Annotated in this window: 20 protein-coding genes; 5 read left to right on the plus strand and 15 right to left on the minus strand. The window is 67.8% G+C overall.

Annotated features, from left to right (window positions below; all coding sequences use genetic code 11):
* Positions 1-45: 45 nt before the first annotated feature.
* The 8 genes from ACZY0X_RS24925 to ACZY0X_RS24960 form a co-directional block, all read right to left on the minus strand.
* Positions 46-456, minus strand: a complete 411-nt coding sequence (locus ACZY0X_RS24925; RefSeq protein WP_463774240.1) for a DUF2752 domain-containing protein — start codon at positions 454-456, stop codon at positions 46-48.
* On the minus strand, positions 446-853 hold the full coding sequence (locus tag ACZY0X_RS24930) for an NINE protein (protein WP_371747037.1): 408 nt from the start codon (positions 851-853) through the stop codon (positions 446-448). The genes ACZY0X_RS24925 and ACZY0X_RS24930 overlap by 11 nt, the downstream gene beginning before the upstream one ends.
* 48 nt (positions 854-901) lie before the next feature.
* Positions 902-2,947 (minus strand): prolipoprotein diacylglyceryl transferase, encoded by a 2,046-nt coding sequence (gene lgt, locus ACZY0X_RS24935; protein ID WP_463774242.1) that lies wholly within the window; start codon positions 2,945-2,947, stop codon positions 902-904.
* The gene (gene trpA, locus ACZY0X_RS24940) at positions 2,944-3,738 is read right to left on the minus strand and encodes a tryptophan synthase subunit alpha (RefSeq protein WP_463774243.1); all 795 of its coding nucleotides are present in this window, start codon (positions 3,736-3,738) and stop codon (positions 2,944-2,946) included. The genes lgt and trpA overlap by 4 nt, the downstream gene beginning before the upstream one ends.
* Complete coding sequence (gene trpB, locus ACZY0X_RS24945) at positions 3,735-5,003, minus strand: tryptophan synthase subunit beta (protein WP_463774244.1); 1,269 nt, start codon at positions 5,001-5,003, stop codon at positions 3,735-3,737. The genes trpA and trpB overlap by 4 nt, the downstream gene beginning before the upstream one ends.
* 76 nt (positions 5,004-5,079) lie before the next feature.
* Positions 5,080-5,898, minus strand: coding sequence for an indole-3-glycerol phosphate synthase TrpC (trpC, locus tag ACZY0X_RS24950; RefSeq protein WP_463774246.1), 819 nt, complete (start codon positions 5,896-5,898; stop codon positions 5,080-5,082).
* A gap of 92 nt (positions 5,899-5,990) precedes the next feature.
* A complete protein-coding gene (locus ACZY0X_RS24955; protein ID WP_463774247.1) occupies positions 5,991-6,599 on the minus strand; it encodes a TIGR02234 family membrane protein in 609 nt (202 codons plus the stop codon).
* The gene (locus tag ACZY0X_RS24960; RefSeq protein ID WP_463774249.1) at positions 6,596-8,158 is read right to left on the minus strand and encodes an anthranilate synthase component I; all 1,563 of its coding nucleotides are present in this window, start codon (positions 8,156-8,158) and stop codon (positions 6,596-6,598) included. The genes ACZY0X_RS24955 and ACZY0X_RS24960 overlap by 4 nt, the downstream gene beginning before the upstream one ends.
* 62 nt (positions 8,159-8,220) lie before the next feature.
* Here ACZY0X_RS24960 and ACZY0X_RS24965 point away from each other — a divergent pair, with 62 nt between their 5' ends.
* Entirely contained in the window at positions 8,221-8,676 is a 456-nt protein-coding gene (locus tag ACZY0X_RS24965) for a peroxiredoxin (protein WP_463774250.1), read from the plus strand.
* Here ACZY0X_RS24965 and ACZY0X_RS24970 read toward each other — a convergent pair.
* The gene (locus tag ACZY0X_RS24970; RefSeq protein WP_463774252.1) at positions 8,663-10,396 is read right to left on the minus strand and encodes a 2-isopropylmalate synthase; all 1,734 of its coding nucleotides are present in this window, start codon (positions 10,394-10,396) and stop codon (positions 8,663-8,665) included. The genes ACZY0X_RS24965 and ACZY0X_RS24970 overlap by 14 nt on opposite strands.
* Positions 10,397-10,557: 161 nt before the next feature.
* Between ACZY0X_RS24970 and ACZY0X_RS24975 the strand changes: the two genes are divergently transcribed.
* Both ACZY0X_RS24975 and ACZY0X_RS24980 read left to right on the plus strand, forming a co-directional pair.
* Entirely contained in the window at positions 10,558-11,229 is a 672-nt protein-coding gene (locus ACZY0X_RS24975; protein WP_463774253.1) for a FadR/GntR family transcriptional regulator, read from the plus strand.
* Positions 11,226-12,023, plus strand: a complete 798-nt coding sequence (locus tag ACZY0X_RS24980) for an ABC transporter ATP-binding protein (protein ID WP_463774254.1) — start codon at positions 11,226-11,228, stop codon at positions 12,021-12,023. Before ACZY0X_RS24975 ends, ACZY0X_RS24980 begins: the two co-directional genes overlap by 4 nt.
* A gap of 21 nt (positions 12,024-12,044) precedes the next feature.
* Here the strand turns inward: ACZY0X_RS24980 and ACZY0X_RS24985 are convergent, their stop codons facing one another.
* Positions 12,045-12,566: a CGNR zinc finger domain-containing protein gene (locus ACZY0X_RS24985; protein WP_463774256.1), complete on the minus strand. Its 522-nt coding sequence runs from the start codon at positions 12,564-12,566 to the stop codon at positions 12,045-12,047.
* Positions 12,567-12,591: 25 nt separating this feature from the next.
* Between ACZY0X_RS24985 and ACZY0X_RS24990 the strand changes: the two genes are divergently transcribed.
* Positions 12,592-14,001 (plus strand): MFS transporter, encoded by a 1,410-nt coding sequence (locus tag ACZY0X_RS24990; protein WP_463774258.1) that lies wholly within the window; start codon positions 12,592-12,594, stop codon positions 13,999-14,001.
* A gap of 8 nt (positions 14,002-14,009) precedes the next feature.
* On the opposite strand, the gene ACZY0X_RS24995 is transcribed toward ACZY0X_RS24990, so the two are convergent.
* Positions 14,010-14,549, minus strand: a complete 540-nt coding sequence (locus tag ACZY0X_RS24995) for a MarR family winged helix-turn-helix transcriptional regulator (RefSeq protein WP_463774260.1) — start codon at positions 14,547-14,549, stop codon at positions 14,010-14,012.
* A 60-nt stretch (positions 14,550-14,609) separates the two neighbouring features.
* Between ACZY0X_RS24995 and ACZY0X_RS25000 the strand changes: the two genes are divergently transcribed.
* Positions 14,610-15,332 carry an SDR family NAD(P)-dependent oxidoreductase gene (locus ACZY0X_RS25000; RefSeq protein WP_463774262.1) on the plus strand — a complete coding sequence of 241 codons (723 nt, stop codon included), beginning with the start codon at positions 14,610-14,612 and terminating at the stop codon, positions 15,330-15,332.
* Here the strand turns inward: ACZY0X_RS25000 and hisI are convergent, their stop codons facing one another.
* From hisI to priA, 4 genes are all read right to left on the minus strand, one after another.
* Complete coding sequence (hisI, locus tag ACZY0X_RS25005) at positions 15,333-15,680, minus strand: phosphoribosyl-AMP cyclohydrolase (protein ID WP_463774263.1); 348 nt, start codon at positions 15,678-15,680, stop codon at positions 15,333-15,335.
* A 79-nt stretch (positions 15,681-15,759) separates the two neighbouring features.
* A complete protein-coding gene (gene hisF, locus ACZY0X_RS25010) occupies positions 15,760-16,545 on the minus strand; it encodes an imidazole glycerol phosphate synthase subunit HisF (RefSeq protein ID WP_463774264.1) in 786 nt (261 codons plus the stop codon).
* Positions 16,542-17,360 carry an inositol monophosphatase family protein gene (locus ACZY0X_RS25015; protein WP_463774266.1) on the minus strand — a complete coding sequence of 273 codons (819 nt, stop codon included), beginning with the start codon at positions 17,358-17,360 and terminating at the stop codon, positions 16,542-16,544. The genes hisF and ACZY0X_RS25015 overlap by 4 nt, the downstream gene beginning before the upstream one ends.
* A gap of 9 nt (positions 17,361-17,369) precedes the next feature.
* Positions 17,370-18,128, minus strand: a complete 759-nt coding sequence (priA, locus tag ACZY0X_RS25020; RefSeq protein WP_241404914.1) for a bifunctional 1-(5-phosphoribosyl)-5-((5-phosphoribosylamino)methylideneamino)imidazole-4-carboxamide isomerase/phosphoribosylanthranilate isomerase PriA — start codon at positions 18,126-18,128, stop codon at positions 17,370-17,372.
* Positions 18,129-18,134 lie beyond the last annotated feature (6 nt).

The following is an 18,134-nucleotide window of genomic DNA, read 5'->3' on the forward strand; positions in this document are numbered from 1 at the left end:
GACTTCACCGGCCCGAAGGCCGATTATATCAGCGGGGCTGCGGGGTCACCCTCCGACGAAGGTCGGCACCAGCGGGAAACCCGGCCAGTTCCGCACGACCGTCCACACGACCACAGCACCGACCAGCGTCACCACCGCCGATCGCGGCATCAGCCGTCGTCCCAGCCGCCACCGCACCACCAGCCAGAGGATCAGCACCGGGATGCCGACAAGCGCGAAGACGTTGTCCGTCACCGCCGCGGCAATGTCGCCGGTGAGCAGGTCGTGGGTCATGCGGATGCCGCCACAGCCCGGGCAGTACCACCCGGTCAGCGCGTAGAAGGGACACAGGGGGAACAGGAATCCGGGTCGGTGCGGGTCGGCCAGACCGATGTAGGTCAGCCCGCCCGCGAGCAGCGCGCCGGCGCCCAGCGCGGAAGCGACCCGTCCCGGGTTGGCAGTAACGCTAGGTGCCATCGCGGAGCGGACGCCCCTGTGGGTCACGGACCTTGTCGGTCAGGATCAACACGGCATCGACGATGCCCCAGATGAATGCGCCGATACCGCACGTGACGAGGCCAACGACTAGCTGCAGGATGCCGAGGCCCACCTGCCCGAGGTACATGCGGCCTATCCCAACCAGCCCGAGTAAGCCGAGCAGCTGCAGAAGCCCCGCGACGATCTTCGACTTCTCCGAGAACGGCTCGCCAGTCATTGGATGTCTGCCGTAGGGCGCCGTCGGGTCGTAGTACGCGCCGGGGGGCGGCGGGTACTGCGTCGGGTACCCCTGAGGCGGATAGCCCTGGGGCGGAGGGGGCGGCGGCATGGACGACGCGGTCCAGTCCTCCCGGCCGCCGGACTGCGGTTCGGTCATGGCATTCAGCATGCCAGAACCAAGGCTGGGTCAGTACGACCGCAGGCGTTATCCCCTGCGGCGCCACCACCGGCGACGCGGTTCTTCGGCCTCGACCGCAGGCGTAGCGGTGTCGACGGCAGGCGCGTCGGTGGCGTCATCTGCCACTTCCTCGGCGAGCGACTCCGCGTCCTGCTCACCCTCGACAGCAGCCTCATGCACCTCTGCAGCGTCACCCTCAGCCGCGACAACCTCATCCGCATCCACCGAACCCAGACCCTCCTCGGGCGCAGGCTCCTCGGCAGCTTCGTCGGACTCGTCGGACTCGGTCTCGCCGTCGGTCTCCTCGGCGGACTCGGTGTCAGCCTCAGCAGACTCAGCAGCGACGTCCTCGGCCAGCGACTCCGCCTCCTGCTCACCCTCGACAGCAGCCTCATGCACCTCGACAGCGTCACCCTCAGCCGCGACAACCTCATCCGCATCCACCGAACCCAGACCCTCCTCGGGCTCAGGCTCCTCGGCAGCTTCGTCGGTCTCGGTCTCGGTGTCGGTCTCGGTGTCGGTGTCGGCCTCTGTCTCGCCGTCGGTCTCCTCGGCGGCAGCTTCGTCGGACTCGGCGTCGGCTTCGGTCTCCTCGGCGGCAGACTCGTCGGCGGCAGACTCGTCGGCGGCAGACTCAGCAGCGACGTCCTCGGCCAGCGACTCCGCCTCCTGCTCACCCTCGACAGCAGCCTCATGCACCTCGGCAGCGTCACCCTCAGCCGCGACAACCTCATCCGCATCCACCGAACCCAGACCCTGCTCGGGCCCAGGCTCCTCGGCGGACTCGTCCGACTCGGGTTCAGCCTCAGCGTCGGATTCAGACTCAGGCTCGGCCTCGGGCGCGGGCTCTGCCTCGGGTTCAACCTCAGCCTCGAGCGCTTCCGCTACCTCGGTGCCCTCAAGGGCAACGGCGGACGCCTCGGATTCGTCATCGGACTCAGCCTCGGACTCGGCGGGTTCGGCTTCGTCGGCTGCCTCGCCCTCCTCGACCTCATCCTCCTCGGCAACGTCCTCGGCAACGTCCTCATCGGCATCCAGAGCGACATCAGGTTCGAGCGACTCGGCGTCGAGCTCCTCGGCTTCCGACTCGTGCTCGGCGGCCTCGTCCTCGGCACCGGCCACCTTGGCCGCAGCGACGATGCCGCTGGTCGCGGCGACGGCTACGAGTTCCTCGCCCACCTCGTCGAGAAGCGATTCGTCGTAGTCGTGGCCCTTGAGCGTCGCGGGATCCTCGCGACCCTTGGGCGCGAGCATGATGTAAACCACCGCGCCAATGAAGACGAACGTCGACGTGAACGTGTTGACTCGGATCCCGGTCTCGGCGATCGTCGTCGCGTAGTCGCTGCGCATCAGTTCGATCCAGAACCGGCCCATGCAGTAACCCGCGACGTAGAGCGCGAACAACCTGCCATGGCCGATCTTGAAGCGCCGATCCACCCAGATCAGCACCGCGAAGACCAGCAAGTTCCAGAGCAGTTCATAGAGGAACGTCGGATGAACGACCTCGATCAGCCGGCCCGTCGACACCCCGTTGAGCGAGTCGAGCGCACCGGCGGCGTTGCGACGCTCGTAGATCTCCAGGCCCCACGGCACGGTCGTGGCCTGGCCGAAGAGTTCCTGATTGAAGTAGTTACCCAGCCGTCCGACCGCCTGCGCGAGCACGATGCCCGGCGCGATGGCGTCTCCGAAGGCAGGCAACGGGATTCCCCGCCTTCGGCACGCGATCCATGCGCCAATACCTCCGAGGGCGACCGCACCCCAGATACCGAGGCCGCCGTCCCAGATGCGCAGTGCCGCACCGAAACCCTTACCGTCGGCGCCGAAGTAGGTCGTCCAGTCGGTGATGACGTGGTACAGCCGGCCGCCGAGCAGGCCGAACGGCACCGCCCACAGCGCGATGTCATAGATGACGCCCTGCTCGCCACCGCGAGCCACCCAGCGCCGGTCCCCGATGATCAGGGCTGCGACGATGCCGACCAGGATGCAGAGCGCGTACGCGCGAATCGGTACCGGGCCGAGATGCCACACGCCCTGGGCTGGGCTGGGAAGATACGCCAGTACCGTTGCGGTCACGCTGTAATCCTCTGTCGCACTCCGTCGGCCAGTTCTTCTGTCAATGCCCTCAGCGTGGGGAGACCCTCCTCGAGGGCGGACACCAGCGCCGACCCGACGATGACGCCGTCGGCGTAGGCGCCGATCTCAGCGGCCTGCGCGCGCGAGCGCACGCCCAACCCGACACCGACCGGAATGTCCGAGATGGCCTTGACGCGGCTCACCAACTCCGGTGCGGCATTCGAGACGGCGTCACGTGCACCGGTCACGCCCATCGTCGATGCCGCGTAGACGAATCCGCGTGACGCGTCCACCGTCGCGGCCAACCGCTCCGGCGTGGAGGACGGCGCCACCAGGAAGATGCGGTCCAGGTTGTGCTCGTCGGAGGCCCGAATCCACGCTTCGGCCTCGTCGGGAATCAGGTCCGGCGTGATGAGGCCGAGGCCACCGGCCGAGGCCAGGTCGCGCGCGAAGGCGTCGACGCCCCACTTGAGCACCGGGTTCCAGTACGTCATCACGACCGCACTGCCACCGGCGTTGCTGATCGCCTCGACGGCCTTGAGTGCGTCACGGACCCGTACCCCGCCGCGCAGCGCGGCCTCGGTGGCCGCCGCGATGGTCGGGCCGTCCATTCCGGGATCGGAGTAGGCGACTCCGACCTCGACGATGTCGCAACCCGCCTGGGTCATCGCCACCATCGCGTCGATCGACGTCGCGACATCGGGATACCCCGTCGGCAGGTACCCGATGAGTGCCGAGCGGTTCTCCGCCCGGCATGACGAGAACAGGCCGGACAGCCGACTCGTTGTCATTCGGTCTCATCCTGTTCGTCGAGAAGTCCGAACCAACTCGCCGCAGTCTCGACGTCCTTGTCGCCACGACCCGAGAGGTTGACCAGAACAATCGCGCCGGGGCCGAGTTCGACACCGAGCTTCAACGCCCCCGCCACCGCGTGCGCGGACTCGATCGCCGGGATGATTCCCTCGGTGCGACACAACAGCGCGAACGCGTCCATCGCCTCGGTGTCGGTGATCGGCTCGTACTCGGCGCGGCCGATGTCCTTGAGGTATGCGTGCTCGGGACCAACCCCGGGATAGTCCAAACCCGCTGAGATCGAATGCGATTCGATGGTCTGACCGTCTTCGTCCTGAAGCAGGTAGGAGAACGAACCCTGGAACGCCCCGGGCGAGCCTCCGGTGAACGTGGCCGCGTGCCTGCCTGTCTCGACGCCATCACCGGCCGCCTCGTAGCCGACAAGTCGAACCCCGGGATCGTCGATGAACGCGTGGAAGATGCCAATCGCGTTCGATCCGCCACCAACACAGGCGGTCACCGCGTCTGGTAGACGGCCGGCCTGATGCTGGATCTGCGCACGGGCCTCCAGACCGATGACGCGTTGAAAGTCGCGGACCATCGTCGGGAACGGGTGCGGTCCGGCCGCGGTTCCGAAGCAGTAGTAGGTGGCGTCAGCGTTGGTCACCCAGTCACGGAACGCCTCGTTGATGGCGTCCTTGAGGGTCTTGGACCCCGACTCGACGGAGACCACGCGGGCACCGAGCAGCCGCATCCGGGCCACGTTAAGGGCCTGGCGCGCGGTGTCGACCGCACCCATGTAGACCACACAGTCCAGCCCGAGCAGCGCACACGCCGTCGCGGTCGCCACGCCGTGCTGCCCGGCGCCGGTCTCGGCGATGACGCGCGTCTTGCCCATCTGCTTGGCCAGCAGCGCCTGACCCAGCACGTTGTTGATCTTGTGAGATCCGGTGTGGTTGAGGTCTTCTCGCTTCAGGAACAGCCGGGCTCCGCCTGCGTGCTCACTGAGCCGGGTGGCCTCATACAGCGGCGAGGGCCGTCCGGTGTAGTGGCACTGCAGGCGGTCCAACTCGTCGAGGAACGTCTGATCGGTCCGCGCCTTCTCATACGCGGCGGTGACCTCCTCGATCACCGCCATCAAGGCTTCGGCGACCAACCGTCCGCCGTACGCGCCGAAATGACCCCGCTGATCGGGGTCGTGGACAGTGGGTTCGGCCACGGCTGCACTGGATCGCGGCAGCTTGGGACCGGCTAGATCAGCCATGTTCTCTTCTCTTCGCGCACGCGGCTCATCGCCTCGTTCCGCTCTTCACGCAAGCCGTACATCGCCAGCGTCGGCGTCAGCGGGCGGGTTTGGGGCAGGACGGGTGGGTACCGGCGGTGACGAGGTCCGCGACAGCACTGCGCGGATCGCCGCTGGTCACCAGGCCCTCACCGACGAGGACGGCATCGGCGCCCGCTCCGGCGTAGGCCAACAGATCCGCGGTACCGCGGACGCCGGACTCGGCGACTCGGATCACGTTCGACGGAAGCCCGGGTGCGATCCGTGCAAAGCAGTCCCGGTCGACCTCGAGGGTCTTGAGATTTCTTGCATTGACGCCGATCACGCGGGCACCTGCCTGCAGTGCGCGGTCGGCCTCCTCCTCGGTGTGAACCTCCACGAGAGGCGTCATACCCAGCGACTCCGTGCGATCGATCATCGACACCAGAACCGACTGCTCCAGCGCAGCGACGATCAGCAGCACCATGTCCGCGCCATGCGCACGCGCCTCATGGATCTGGTACGGCCCGATGATGAAGTCCTTGCGCAGCAACGGAATCGACACCGCCGCCCGTACCGCGTCGAGGTCGTCGAGCGAGCCGTTGAACCGGCGCTGTTCGGTCAGCACGCTGATCACCCGCGCGCCGCCGGACTCATAGGCGCGGGCGAGCTCGGCGGGGTCGGAGATGGACGCCAATGCGCCGCGAGACGGACTGGCCCGCTTCACCTCGGCGATGACGCCGATACCGGGCTCGCGGAACGCGGCCAGGACGTCACGGGCGGGGGCGGTGTCCTTGGCCTTCGCCTTGACTTCGGCCAGGCTCAGTTCGGCCTCGCGGGCAGCGACGTCGGCGCGCACTCCCTCGATGATGGAGTCGAGCACATTGGCCGAACTCATGAGCCGATGTCCTTCCGAGAGTTACCAGGGCACCCGGGTGCCGCCGGATTTGGTTCTGTGTCGAAGCCTAACCGCCACCTTGGCATGTGACGTCACCGACCCTCAGTGGGCTCGGTCGTCGGGTCGCGCCCCTCGTCAAGTGCATCCCAGATCATTCGTTCCGACATCCCATCCCCCGTCGTCCCGTCAACAGAACTCTCCTTCGACGCCGCCTCGCGTCTGGCCGCGGGCGCGGCGTACTTCGACGGCGTCGCACCCGCCCGCACGGCCGCGCGCAGCAGCAACACGGCCGCGAGCAGTGTGCCCACCGCAGCAACCAGGGTAAGCACCCCACCCCAGACGTGGCGCTCACTTCCGACCAGGTAGACGATCGGCACATCCGCCGCCGTGGCGGCGTATCCGGCGACGTCGGCCTCCACCCACAGCGATAGGCCCATGTACGCGACTCCGGCGCTGACCACGGCGACGAGCAGCGCCACGACGCGTAGTGCCCATCCCCGAACGGCCAGCGGCGCCAGAGCCGCCGCCACCAGCAGCGCCGCGACCGGCACCAGCGCCGCCGCCCACGTCGCCCCCGATACCGCTGTCGTGCGCTGCGGCCCCAGTCCGTCCGCGGACTCGAGAACCACCCAGGTCATCCGCGACGCCACCCACAGGGCCGCCGCGGCGAGCACCAGCAGCAGTTGCGCGATTCGGGTCATGGCTCGGTCAGCGTTCCCGCCGCGGCGATGGCATTGAGCACCGCGCGCGCCTTATTGGCTGCCTCGTTGTACTCGTAGGGGCCGTTGGAATCGGCCACGACTCCCCCGCCCGCCTGGACATAAGCAGTGCCATTGCGCATCAAGGCCGTCCGGATGGCGATCGCGAAGTCGGCGTTACCCGCGAAGTCCAGATATCCGAGCACCCCGCCATAGAGGCCGCGGCGGGTCTTCTCGACCTCTTCGATGAGCTCCATGGCCCGAACCTTCGGCGCACCCGACAGCGTGCCCGCCGGGAAGCAGGCCGTGACGGCGTCCAGCGCGGTCTTGTCGGCTGCAAGAGATCCGGTCACGGTCGACACCAGGTGCATGACGTGGCTGTAGCGCTCGATGTGGCTGTAGTCCTCCACCCGGACCGTTCCGGGCACGCATACGCGCCCGAGGTCGTTGCGGCCGAGATCCACCAGCATGAGGTGCTCGGCGCGCTCCTTCTCGTCGTTGAGCAGGTCCTTCTCGAGGAGCACGTCCTCCTCCTCGTCGGCGCCCCGCCACCGGGTACCGGCGATCGGATGCGTCGTCGCCTTGCCGTCGATCACTGTCACCAGCGCCTCCGGGCTGGAGCCGACCACCGAGAAGTCCAGTTCACCAGCAGCGTTGGGCACGTTGAGCAGGTACATGTAGGGGCTCGGGTTGGACACCCGCAGCATCCGGTACACGTCAAGGGGGTCGGCGGCGGTGTCCAGCTCGAAGCGCTGCGACGGCACCACCTGGAATGCCTCACCGGCTTCGATATCGCCCACCAGCTTGTCGACGATCGCCGTGTACTCGGCCACGGTGCGCTGGGCGCGGGGCTCCGGTTCGGGCCTGCTGAATGTCGCCACGGTGGAGCGGATCGGCTCCGCCAGCGCCGCGGTCATGATGTCGAGGCGCGCCACCGCGTCGTCATATGCCCAGTCGACGCGCTCATCGGTGCCGTTCCAGTTCACCGCGTTCGCGATGAGCGTGATGGTGCCCTCGTGGTGGTCGACGGCCGCGATGTCGGTGGCCAGCAGCAGAAGCATGTCGGGCAGCTTCAAGTCGTCAACGGCCAGTTCGGGCAGGCGCTCGAGGCGCCGCACGAAGTCGTAGGCGAAGAAACCGACGAGACCGCTCGACAACGGCGGCAGGCCCGGCAGTGCGGCGGTCTCGAGCAGATCCAGCGTGGCGCGCAGCGCCTGCAACGGATCGCCACCGCTCGGGGCGTCGCGGGGTGTCACACCCAACCAGATCGCCTCGCCGTCGCGGATCGTCAACGCCGACGGTGCCCCCGCACCGATGAACGACCAGCGCGACCACGACCGACCGTTCTCCGCGGACTCCAGGAGGAACGTTCCGGGGCGGTTGGCGGCGAGCTTGCGGTACGCCGACAGCGGCGTCTCGCTGTCGGCCAGTACCTTGCGCGTCACAGGCACGACTCGGTGCCCGGCGGCCAGCGCCCGGAAGTCCTCACGCGACGTGGTCACGGCGAGGTCGGAACGGGGTCCGGCGGGGTGGAGCGAATCGACCGGAGGACGAGGTTGCACGGGCCAATCCTCCCAGACCGGGCGCACCCATCCCAAAATCAGCTGGGCGTAGCGTGACTGCCATGAAACGTGGCGACCGCGTCGACGAGTTCGAACTGCCCGACCAGACGGGCACGGTGCGCAGTCTGACCAGCCTGCTGGCCGACGGACCAGTGGTGCTGTTCTTCTATCCAGCGGCCATGACACCGGGCTGCACCAAGGAGGCGTGTCACTTCCGGGACCTCGCCGGCGAATTCGCCGCGGCGGGTGCCAGCCGGGTCGGGATCAGCACGGATGCCGTGGCCAAGCAGGCCAAGTTCGCCGAGCAGCAGAACTTCGACTACCCGCTGCTGTCGGACTCCGATGGCGTGGTGGCCACGCAGTTCGGCGTCAAGCGCGGGCTGCTCGGCAAGCTGATGCCGGTCAAGCGCACCACATTCGTCATCGACACCGATCGCACCGTCCTCGACGTCATCGCGAGCGAACTCAGCATGGACAGCCACGCCGACAAGGCGCTGGAGGTTCTCAAGGCGCGTTGACGGCGCGGATCACCGCCGCCATCGATGCTTCCGGCACCGAGTCGCTGCGCCCGCACGCCCAACCGGTGACACCGCCGATTCGGTACTCCAGGTAGCTGACCGCGGTGCTGCCGATGGACTGCTGGGTCAACCCGAGTATCTCCACGGGCCGCCCGATATCGGCCAGCGCCCGGGTCAACGCGTCCACCGGGCCGATACCTCGGTGTGCGCTGCGAGTGGTGCGGCCGTCGACACACAGGGTGATCTCGGTGTCCGTATCACTGCCGGTGTGCCAGTCCTTCAGCTCCACCGGCCCGTGGGCGTCGAGGTAGGTCGCCTCGAAGATGTCGAACAACTCGGCTGCGGTGATCTCCTCGCCGGTGTCGTCGGCGTGCGCCTGAACGTGGCGGGCAAAGTCGATCTGGAGCCGGCGCGGCAGGTCCAGGCCGTAGCCGGTGGACAGCAGATACGCGACACCTCCCTTACCGGACTGCGAGTTCACCCGAATCACGGCATCGTAGGTGCGTCCGATATCGGCCGGGTCGATCGGCAAATAGGGCACCTGCCAATCGATTTCACTCTCGGATCGTCCCGACTCGGCGGCGCGGGCGCGGTGCTCGGCCAAACCCTTCTTGATGGCATCCTGGTGGGTCCCGGAGAAGGCCGTGTGCACCAGATCACCGACGTAGGGGTGCCGTTCGTGGATCGGCATGCGGGTGCAGTGCGCGACGGTGCGGGCGATCTCGTCGATATCGGAGAAGTCGATCATCGGGTCGACGCCCTGGGCGTGCAGGTTGAGCGCCAAGGTGGCGATGTCGACGTTGCCGGTGCGTTCGCCGTTGCCGAAGACGCAGCCCTCGACGCGTTGGGCACCGGCGAGCAGCGCCAGTTCGGCGCAGGCGATGCCGGTGCCGCGGTCGTTGTGTGGGTGCACCGACAGGATCACGCTGTCGCGATCAGCCAGATTGCGGTGCATGTACTCGATCTGGTCGGCGTACACGTTCGGGGTGGCGACCTCGACCGTGGCCGGCAGGTTCAGGATCACCGGGCGCTCGGCGGTGGCCTGCCAGAGACCCGTCATGGCATCACACAGCTCCAGCACGTAATCGGGTTCGGTGAGGTTGAAGACCTCCGGAGAGAACTCGAACCGGACGTTGGGCAAGTCACCGGCGAACTCCAGGACATCGCGTCCACCGGACAGAATCAGCTCGCGCAATCCCGCACGGTCCTTGCCGAGCACGGTGTTTCGCCATACCGGCGCGGTTGCCGCGTACATGTGGATGACCACCTCGTTGCCGATCCCCCGCACCGCGGCCACGGTGCGCTCGATGAGGTCACGGCGGGCCGGGGTGAACACGACGATGGCGACGTCCGGTGGGGCGATATCGGTTTCTGCCAGCAGCCGGACGAAGTCGAAGTCGGTCTGCGACGCGGATGGGTAACCCACCTCGATCTCCTTGTAACCCATGGCGACGAGCAGTTCGAAGAACCGCCGCTTGCGGGCCGGGTCCATGGGTTCGGCCAGTGCCTGGTTGCCGTCGCGCAGGTCGACCGGAACCCACAGGGGCGCCTCGGTGATTCGCGAAGTGGGCCAATGTCGTTCGGCGAGTGGCACATCCACTCGGTCATAGATGCTGGCGTAGCGATGCGAGGGCATCTGGGAGTGTCGCTGCCGGTTCCACGCCGGGCCGGGGGCCTCGCCCGTGGGGGTGTCGATGGTGGGAAATGCGTTGATGCTCATGGTGTGCGCTTTCTGGTCTGCTCTTGCCTGATTTCGACCGGCGCAACGATGCCCCACAGCAGGGGCCGGTCGGTCAGGCCCTGCTGCGGCGACTAAGCAGGAGGAAGCGCGTCATGATGACCGAACTATACACAACTCCTCAGACAAGTAGAGTGGTTGGCATGATCGTCCAGGTTCAGCGCCATCCGCTGGCAGCGCAGACGGCACAGCTGCTTCTGGCCCGCATCCGTGATGGGGAATGGCCGCTGGGCCATCGGCTCCCCGGCGAGACCACGCTGGCGGCCCAACTCGGCGTCGGGCGCTCCACCCTGCGCGAGGCCATCCGCGAGCTCGCAGGCAGAGGCGTTCTCGACAGCCGGCAGGGCGCCGGGGTTTTCGTCACCGCGCTGGATGCCGCCGAGGACTGGGACACCGTGCTGCGGCGATCGACCATCGCCGCAGTGATCGAGGCCCGTATCGCGATCGAGGCCGAGGCCGCCGCGCTGGCGGCCACCCGGCGGACCCCCGCCGATCTGCGCGCGATTCGTCGCACCCTGGCCGCCCGCGGCGCGCTGGGCCAGTCGGTGCCCGACCACGTGGACGCCGATATGGCGTTTCACCGCGCCGTGATCTCCGCGGCCCACAACGATGTGCTGATCCAATTGTTCGACGCGTTCCTGCCGCGACTGCGGCTGGCGATGATCGACATGCTCAAGATTCGACCGATCGAGTCGGAGCCGTGCGACCACAACCTGCATCAGCAGCTGGCCGACGCAATCATCGCCCGCAATCCCACTGCCGCAGCGGCGTCGAGCAGAACTCATCTGACCAAGCTGAAGGAGGGCTTTTCGTGAACGCGGTTCTCGAGCTGACCGATGTCACATTCCGCCGCGACGGCAAGCAGATCATCGGTGGCATCTCACTCACCGTGGGTGCCGGCGAGCATTGGGCGCTGCTCGGCCCCAACGGCGCGGGCAAGAGCACGCTGCTGGGATTCTGTGCGGCCGTGATGTTTCCCACGTCGGGCGCGGTGCGGGTACTGGGCGAGCAGATGGGCCGCGTGGAGTTGGCCCAGCTGCGGCACTCCATCGGGCACGTGAATCCGCGTCATCGGCTGCAGTCCTCGCTGACGATCCGCGAGGTCGCGCTGACCGGCATCACAGCGACGATCGACCTGCCGCTGCGATGGACGCCCAGCCCCGACGAACTCGACCGCGCCGACGCGATGCTCGCCTCAGTCGGCCTGGCGCACAAGGCCGATGACCGATGGCCGACCCTGTCCCAGGGCGAACGGGGACGAACACTGATCGCCCGTGCACTGATCTCGGAGCCTCGGCTGCTGCTACTCGATGAGCCGACCACCGGGCTCGATGTCGCTGCCCGCGAACAGCTTCTGGAGACGATGGACTCGCTGGATCAGACGCACCCCGACGTGGCGTCCATCCTGGTCACCCATCACCTCGAGGAGCTGCCGACCACAACGACGCACGCCTTGTTGATCGCCGAGGGTCGCACGGTGGCGGCGGGGGCCGCCCACGACGTCGTCACCACCGACAACGTCAGCGCGGCGTTCGCTCACCCGGTGCAGGTCGGCTTCTCCGACGGCAGGTGGACGGCACGCGCCAAGGCCAGCCGCTTCGGCGTCTGACGGCCGGGGCCAGCTGTCGGGTCAGCGCGACGACGCGGCGCGGTGTCGACGGACGGCGTCGCGGTTGGCGCAGCTGTGGCTGCAGTACCTCTGTGTGCCTGGCCGACTGAAGTCGACCAGGGCGTTGGCGCAGTCAGTTCGCGCGCACCGGCGGATGCGATGCATCCCCCGATCAGTGAGGTATTGGGCGGCGGCAGCGGTGGTGGCACCGGCGAGGGTCGCCGCGAAACCCGCGTCCGGGTCGCGGTAGTGCAGGTGCCAGCCGCTGCCGTCGTGGTCGGTGATGGACGGGCTCGCGGTGAAGCGATCCAGCAGATGGTTGAGCACCCTGACTCGCTCGTGTTCGGTGCCGGCGTCTACTACGCCCTCCCACTCCTGTATGAACTCGCGCACCCTTCGTAGGTCGTCGGCGGTGGCGTGACGTTGCGCAGGCATGCCCCGTGAGGTCCAACGGTCCTCCAGGTCGGCCGGCGTCGACGCGGGCCGATTGAGCAAATCGGTCACGGTCTGCAGCAGTGGCTCGATGTAAGGGTTTACACGCACAAGGTCATTACATCACCGTGACGTCATGCCGTCGAACCCCCACGAATCCTTTGGTGCTCAGCGCATCGCCACTAGCGCGCCCACCGATTGGCGCCCGCTGCTGGCCTGTTGTCTGGCGACATTCGTGTTGCTCGCCTACACCACCATCGTGACGGTCAGCGCCTCAACCATCGCTGACGACCTCGGCGCCGGATTCGCGGTATCCCAGTGGATCATCGACGTCTACACCCTCGGGTTGGCGGCCCTCGGGTTGGCCATGGGGACCCTTGGAGACCGCCTCGGTCACCGGCGTCTCTTCCTGACCGGCCTTGCCGCGTTCGGTGCAGCCTCGGTGGCGTGTGCGGTGGCAACGTCAGGCGGCATTCTCGTTGTGGCGCGCGCGGCTCAAGGCGTCGGTGGCGCGGCCATTTTCGCCACCGCCGTGCCCCTGCTGACGCAGTGTTACCAGGGGCGAACCCGCGGTGTTGCGTTCGCAGTGTGGGGTGCGGTCGCCGGTGCAGGCAGCACCGTCGGGACCATTGCGGGCGGCGCCGTCACTCAATTCGTCTCGTGGCGCTGGCTGTTTCTCGGAGCGTTGCCGGTGTGCGCGCTCGCCGTGGCGATCGGTTCGATCTCGTTGGCCCGGGAGCGCCCACGCCGAGTACGCGTGGACGTCCTGGGAACAACGCTCGTCACCACGGCGATGGCCGGGGTCACCTACGCCGTCATCAACGGCGGTGAAAACGGTTGGATATCACCAGGAACCATCGGCGGCGGCGTGGTCGCCTTGGCATCGATGTGTTCGTTCGTCCCATCCCAACGCCGCGCTGTCCATCCGGCGCTACCCCCGAGCCTGTTCGCCACTCGCGAGTTCACAGCCGTTCTCCTCGTCGGATTCTCCTACTACTTCGCTGCTTTCGCGGCACTGCCGGTGCTGGCTCAGTGGCTGCAGACCGAGCAGGCGATGAGCCCACTGCGGGCCGCCCTAGTCCTCACCATCCAGCTCGTTGCCTTCATCCTGGTGTCGCTGATGGTCAGCGCTCGGCTGCACGACTCACCCCGCAGCTGGGTGCTCGGCGGGGGAACGCTGTTGACGGGCCTGGCATGTCTCACCGGCGCCGCCCTTTTGGCGTGGCCGGACTGGACGACCGCGATCGTCATGCTTGCGGTGACGGGCATTGGTGCTGGCATCGTCTCCCCCGTCCTTCCTGCGGTGGCCGCGGCGTCGGTGCCGCCTGCGCGGGCGGGAACTGCCGCCGCGGCAGCCAACGCCGCCCGCCAACTCGGGCTGACCATTGGCATCGCATTGTGCGGCGCCCTCAGCCAGACCGCCCACGCGAGAGGCAGCACGACCGGCGGCCTGGTCGCTGCCCTGATCGCCTGCGGCGCCGTCGCACTCTGCGGCGGTGCGATCAGCGCCGTGTTGCTCCGCCCAGCGGCAGCGGTGACGGCGTGACGGGACTCCTACGGTTCGCCCACGTGGCCCGGGCGGCGGTCGCCCAGCGAGTCGTGCAGCGCACTGAGGAGTTGGCGCAGCAGCGCGCTGAGGTGTTCGCGCTGATCCGCGGGAAACCCGCCCAGCAAGGCGAGTTCTCGCTCCAGCACGGCGTCCACGAGTCGTTCAACGGTGGCATGCCCGAGGTCGGTGAGTTCGACATCGACGCGACGTGATCCCTCGCCCTGGGCTGACCGCGTCACCAGACCCTGTCGTTCGGCTCGATCAACGCGCTGCGTGATGGCACCGGCAGTGATGAGTGCCGCGTCGGCGAGTTCTCGAGTGGTGAGTCGATACGGCGGCCCGCTACGGCGCAGCGTGGACAGTAGGTCCAACGTCGCCGCGTCGGCGCCAGCCTCACGCAGGAGTCGGGCCCGGTCATCACCCAGGAGTTTGGCGGCGTGCCATAGGCGGGTGACGATTCCAATCGAGTCGACTGGGGTCTGCGGGCGCTCACGCAGCCACGCCAGCGCGATCGCGTCCACCGAGTCATCAGGATCCAGCTCCATCACAGACCTCCCAGATCGGGTGTACGTTTAGGTCTAAACCATATCTCAGGAGGACAGCTCATGCAGAAGACAGTCGTGGTGACGGGCGGCGGGACGGGTATCGGCAGGGCGATCGCGGCCCGCTTCGCCGGTGACGGTGCGCGCGTGATCATCACCGGCCGCCGCGGTGGTGTCCTGGATCAGGCGGTCGCCGAGATCGACGGGGACGTCCTGGCACATCATTTCGACGCCTCGCGACCCGCTGACGTCGAGGCGTTCGCCTGTGAGCTGGGCGAGATCGATGTGCTGGTCAACAACGCCGGTGGGAACACTGATTTCGACCTCGCGGCGCCCTCCGGACTCGACGACGTCGCCGCCGCGTGGCGGTCGAACTTCGAGTCCAACGTGATCTCGGCCGTTCTGACGACCACCGCGCTGTTGCCGGCAATCCGCGAAGGCGGCGCGATCATCACGATCGGCTCGATCGCCGCAGACAAGGGCGCCGGCTCCTACGGGGCGGCCAAGGCCGCGATCGCCTCGTGGAACGTCGATCTGGCACGCACGGTCGGCCCGACCGGAATCACCGCCAACGTCGTCTCACCCGGTTACATCGCTGACACCGAGTTCTTCCGCGACGCCCTCACCGACGACAGGAAAGTGGCGCTCATCAACGCCACCATGACCAAGCGGGCCGGCGTCCCTGACGACATCGCCAACACGGTCGCCTTCCTGGCCTCACCTCAGGCACGGCAGATCACCGGGCAGGTCTTCGCGGTCAATGGCGGCGAATGGACCTCGCGATAGTCAGCTCTCGGGACCGAGCAGCAGATCTACGTCGAAGCAGGTGTGCTCACCGGTGTGGCAGGCCGCGCCGATCTGATCGACCTCGAGCAGCACCGTATCGCCGTCGCAGTCCAGGCGCACCGAGTGCACGTACTGCGTGTGACCGGAGGTCTCACCCTTCACCCAGTACTGACCGCGCGAGCGCGAGTAGTACGTGCCCTTGCGGGTCTCGAGCGTGCGGGCCAGAGCCTCGTCGTCCATCCACGCCATCATGAGCACCTGCCCGGTGGAGCGTTCCTGCGCGACAGCGGCGAACAGGCCGTTGGCATCGCGTTTGAGCCGCGCCGCGATCGCCGGATCCAGGCTCATCTCACTCCCCTCATGCGATTTCGGCGCGATTTCGTTCGCTCAGCGACGGTTAGCGCGCCGAAATCGCGGGTGGGCCGGGTCATCGGACCACGATCCCGTCCTCGGCCATCGCCGCCTTGACCTGACCGATCGTCAGCTCGCCGAAGTGAAACACGCTGGCGGCCAACACCGCATCGGCGCCGGCGTCAACGGCTGGGGCGAAGTGCTCGACCGCGCCCGCGCCGCCGCTGGCGATCACGGGCACCGTCACCGCTGCCCTGACCGCACGCAGCATGTTGAGATCGAAGCCCGCCTTGGTCCCGTCTGCGTCCATCGAGTTGAGCAGGATCTCGCCGACACCGAGTTCGGCTCCACGCCTGGCCCATTCGACTGCGTCGATGCCAGTGCCGCGACGACCACCGTGTGTGGTGACCTCCCAGCCTGACGGTGTCGGCTCGGCGCCGTCTGGCACCGTCCGCGCATCAACAGACAGGACGATGCACTGCGAGCCGAAGTGTCGCGACAGCTCGCCGAGCAGTTCGGGGCGCGCGATGGCCGCGGTGTTGACCGACACCTTGTCCGCACCCGCGCGCAGCAGGACGTCGACATCGGCGACCGACCGCACGCCCCCGCCGACGGTGAGCGGGATGAAGACCTGTTCGGCGGTGCGACGGACCACGTCCAGCATGGTGGTCCGGCCCGACGAGGACGCGGTGACGTCGAGGAACGTCAGTTCGTCGGCGCCCTCGGCGTCATAGACCGCGGCGAGTTCGACGGGATCGCCTGCATCGCGCAGGTTCTCGAAGTTGACACCCTTGACCACCCGTCCGTCGTCGACGTCAAGGCACGGGATGACGCGCACAGCCAGGCCCTCGTGGTGGTTCACAGGTAGTCCTCCGGGGCGCCCGCCGATGCCACGATCTCGAGCATGCGCTCGTGGACACCCGGTGCCGCGGCCAGCGCCGATTTCGATTCCGGCGTCCACGGTTCGCCGGCCAGGTCGGTGACGATGCCCCCGGCGGCGCGCACCAGCGCCACACCGGCGGCGTGATCCCAGATGTGGTACCCGAAACTGATGGCCGCAGCCAACACACCGGACGCAACGTAGGCCAGGTCGACACCGGTCGCGCCGTGCATGCGCACCCGCGAGCACTCCCGGCTCAGGTTCCCCAGCACCTCAACGCGGTAGCGGCCGGGGAAACGGCCGCGGGAGTCGATGTTGAAGGTCTGGATGCCGACGATGGAATCGGCGAGGGGGCTGGAGACCAGCGCGGGCAGCGGTTTCCCATTGTCCCGCAGCGGTCCACCGATCGTCGCGGTGTAGCGGTTACCCGTGAACGGAAGCCAGGTCAGGCCTGCCACTGGTTTTCCCCGCGAGAGCAGGCCCAGCAGGATGGCGGCCATCGGTGACCCGGCGGCATAGTTGAAGGTGCCATCGATGGGGTCGAGCACCCACACCATGTCCGAGTCGATGGGCGCGCCGCCGAACTCCTCGCCATGGACGCCGATACCCGTCGCGGACTCCAACGCCTCGACCACCTGGCGTTCGATCGCCAGGTCCACCTCAGTGGCGAAATCGTTGCCCTGCTTGCGGACTGCGGACTGTGCGCGATGCCCGGCGAGAAACGGCTTGGCCGCCTCGTCGAGGATCGCCGTCGCCGCGACGACCAACGCGTCGAGGTCAGGTTCGTCGAGCGCCATGGTGATCGCCTACCGACTGACCGCGGATAGCGCCTGCGGCAATGTGAACCGACCGGCGTACAGCGCCTTGCCGACGATGGCGCCCTCAACACCACGGTCGGTGAGCGTGGCGATCGCCTCCAGATCCTCGATGCTCGACACGCCACCGGAGGCGATGACGGGCACGCCGGTGCGCTCGGCGACACCTGCCAGCAGTTCGAGGTTGGGCCCGTTGAGGGTGCCGTCCTTGGTCACGTCGGTGACGACGAAGCGCGAGCAGCCCTCGCGGTCAAGGCGTTCCAGCACCTCCCACAGATCTCCGCCGTCGGTCTCCCAGCCACGTCCGCGAAGCCGGTAGCCGCCCTCGGGCGCTGCGGGGTCGAGCTTGACGTCGAGGCCGACGGCGACCTTCTCACCGTGTTCGGCGATCACCCGGGCGCACCACTGCGGATTCTCGAGGGCGGCCGTGCCGAGGTTGATCCTGGCGCAGCCGGTGGCCAGCGCTGCGTCCAGCGACTCGTCGTCGCGGATGCCACCGGAGAGTTCCACGGCGACATCCAGCTTGCCGATCACGTCGGCGAGAAGTTCGCGGTTCGACCCGCGACCGAAGGCGGCGTCGAGGTCGACGAGGTGGATCCATTCGGCCCCGTCGCGCTGCCAGCCAAGGGCGGCGTCGAGTGCGGAGCCGTAGTCGGTCTCGCTACCGGCCTGACCCTGGACGAGGCGGACGGCCTTTCCGTCCACGACGTCGACGGCGGGCAGCAGAATGAGTGGAGTCTTTACAGGCACGTCAGA

This window comes from Mycobacterium sp. IDUB_39 (genome assembly GCF_055419205.1).

Excerpts from the sequence above, each read along its gene's own strand:
- ACZY0X_RS24925 (WP_463774240.1), bottom strand. The coding sequence starts at position 456 with ATGGCACCTAGCGTTACTGCCAACCCGGGACGGGTCGCTTCCGCGCTG.
- ACZY0X_RS24930 (WP_371747037.1), bottom strand. The coding sequence starts at position 853 with ATGACCGAACCGCAGTCCGGCGGCCGGGAGGACTGGACCGCGTCGTCC.
- trpA (WP_463774243.1), bottom strand. The coding sequence starts at position 3,738 with ATGACAACGAGTCGGCTGTCCGGCCTGTTCTCGTCATGCCGGGCGGAG.
- trpB (WP_463774244.1), bottom strand. The coding sequence starts at position 5,003 with ATGGCTGATCTAGCCGGTCCCAAGCTGCCGCGATCCAGTGCAGCCGTG.
- trpC (WP_463774246.1), bottom strand. The coding sequence starts at position 5,898 with ATGAGTTCGGCCAATGTGCTCGACTCCATCATCGAGGGAGTGCGCGCC.
- ACZY0X_RS24955 (WP_463774247.1), bottom strand. The coding sequence starts at position 6,599 with ATGACCCGAATCGCGCAACTGCTGCTGGTGCTCGCCGCGGCGGCCCTG.
- ACZY0X_RS24965 (WP_463774250.1), top strand. The coding sequence starts at position 8,221 with ATGAAACGTGGCGACCGCGTCGACGAGTTCGAACTGCCCGACCAGACG.
- ACZY0X_RS24970 (WP_463774252.1), bottom strand. The coding sequence starts at position 10,396 with ATGAGCATCAACGCATTTCCCACCATCGACACCCCCACGGGCGAGGCC.
- ACZY0X_RS24975 (WP_463774253.1), top strand. The coding sequence starts at position 10,558 with ATGATCGTCCAGGTTCAGCGCCATCCGCTGGCAGCGCAGACGGCACAG.
- ACZY0X_RS24990 (WP_463774258.1), top strand. The coding sequence starts at position 12,592 with ATGCCGTCGAACCCCCACGAATCCTTTGGTGCTCAGCGCATCGCCACT.
- ACZY0X_RS24995 (WP_463774260.1), bottom strand. The coding sequence starts at position 14,549 with ATGGAGCTGGATCCTGATGACTCGGTGGACGCGATCGCGCTGGCGTGG.
- ACZY0X_RS25000 (WP_463774262.1), top strand. The coding sequence starts at position 14,610 with ATGCAGAAGACAGTCGTGGTGACGGGCGGCGGGACGGGTATCGGCAGG.
- hisI (WP_463774263.1), bottom strand. The coding sequence starts at position 15,680 with ATGAGCCTGGATCCGGCGATCGCGGCGCGGCTCAAACGCGATGCCAAC.
- ACZY0X_RS25015 (WP_463774266.1), bottom strand. The coding sequence starts at position 17,360 with ATGGCGCTCGACGAACCTGACCTCGACGCGTTGGTCGTCGCGGCGACG.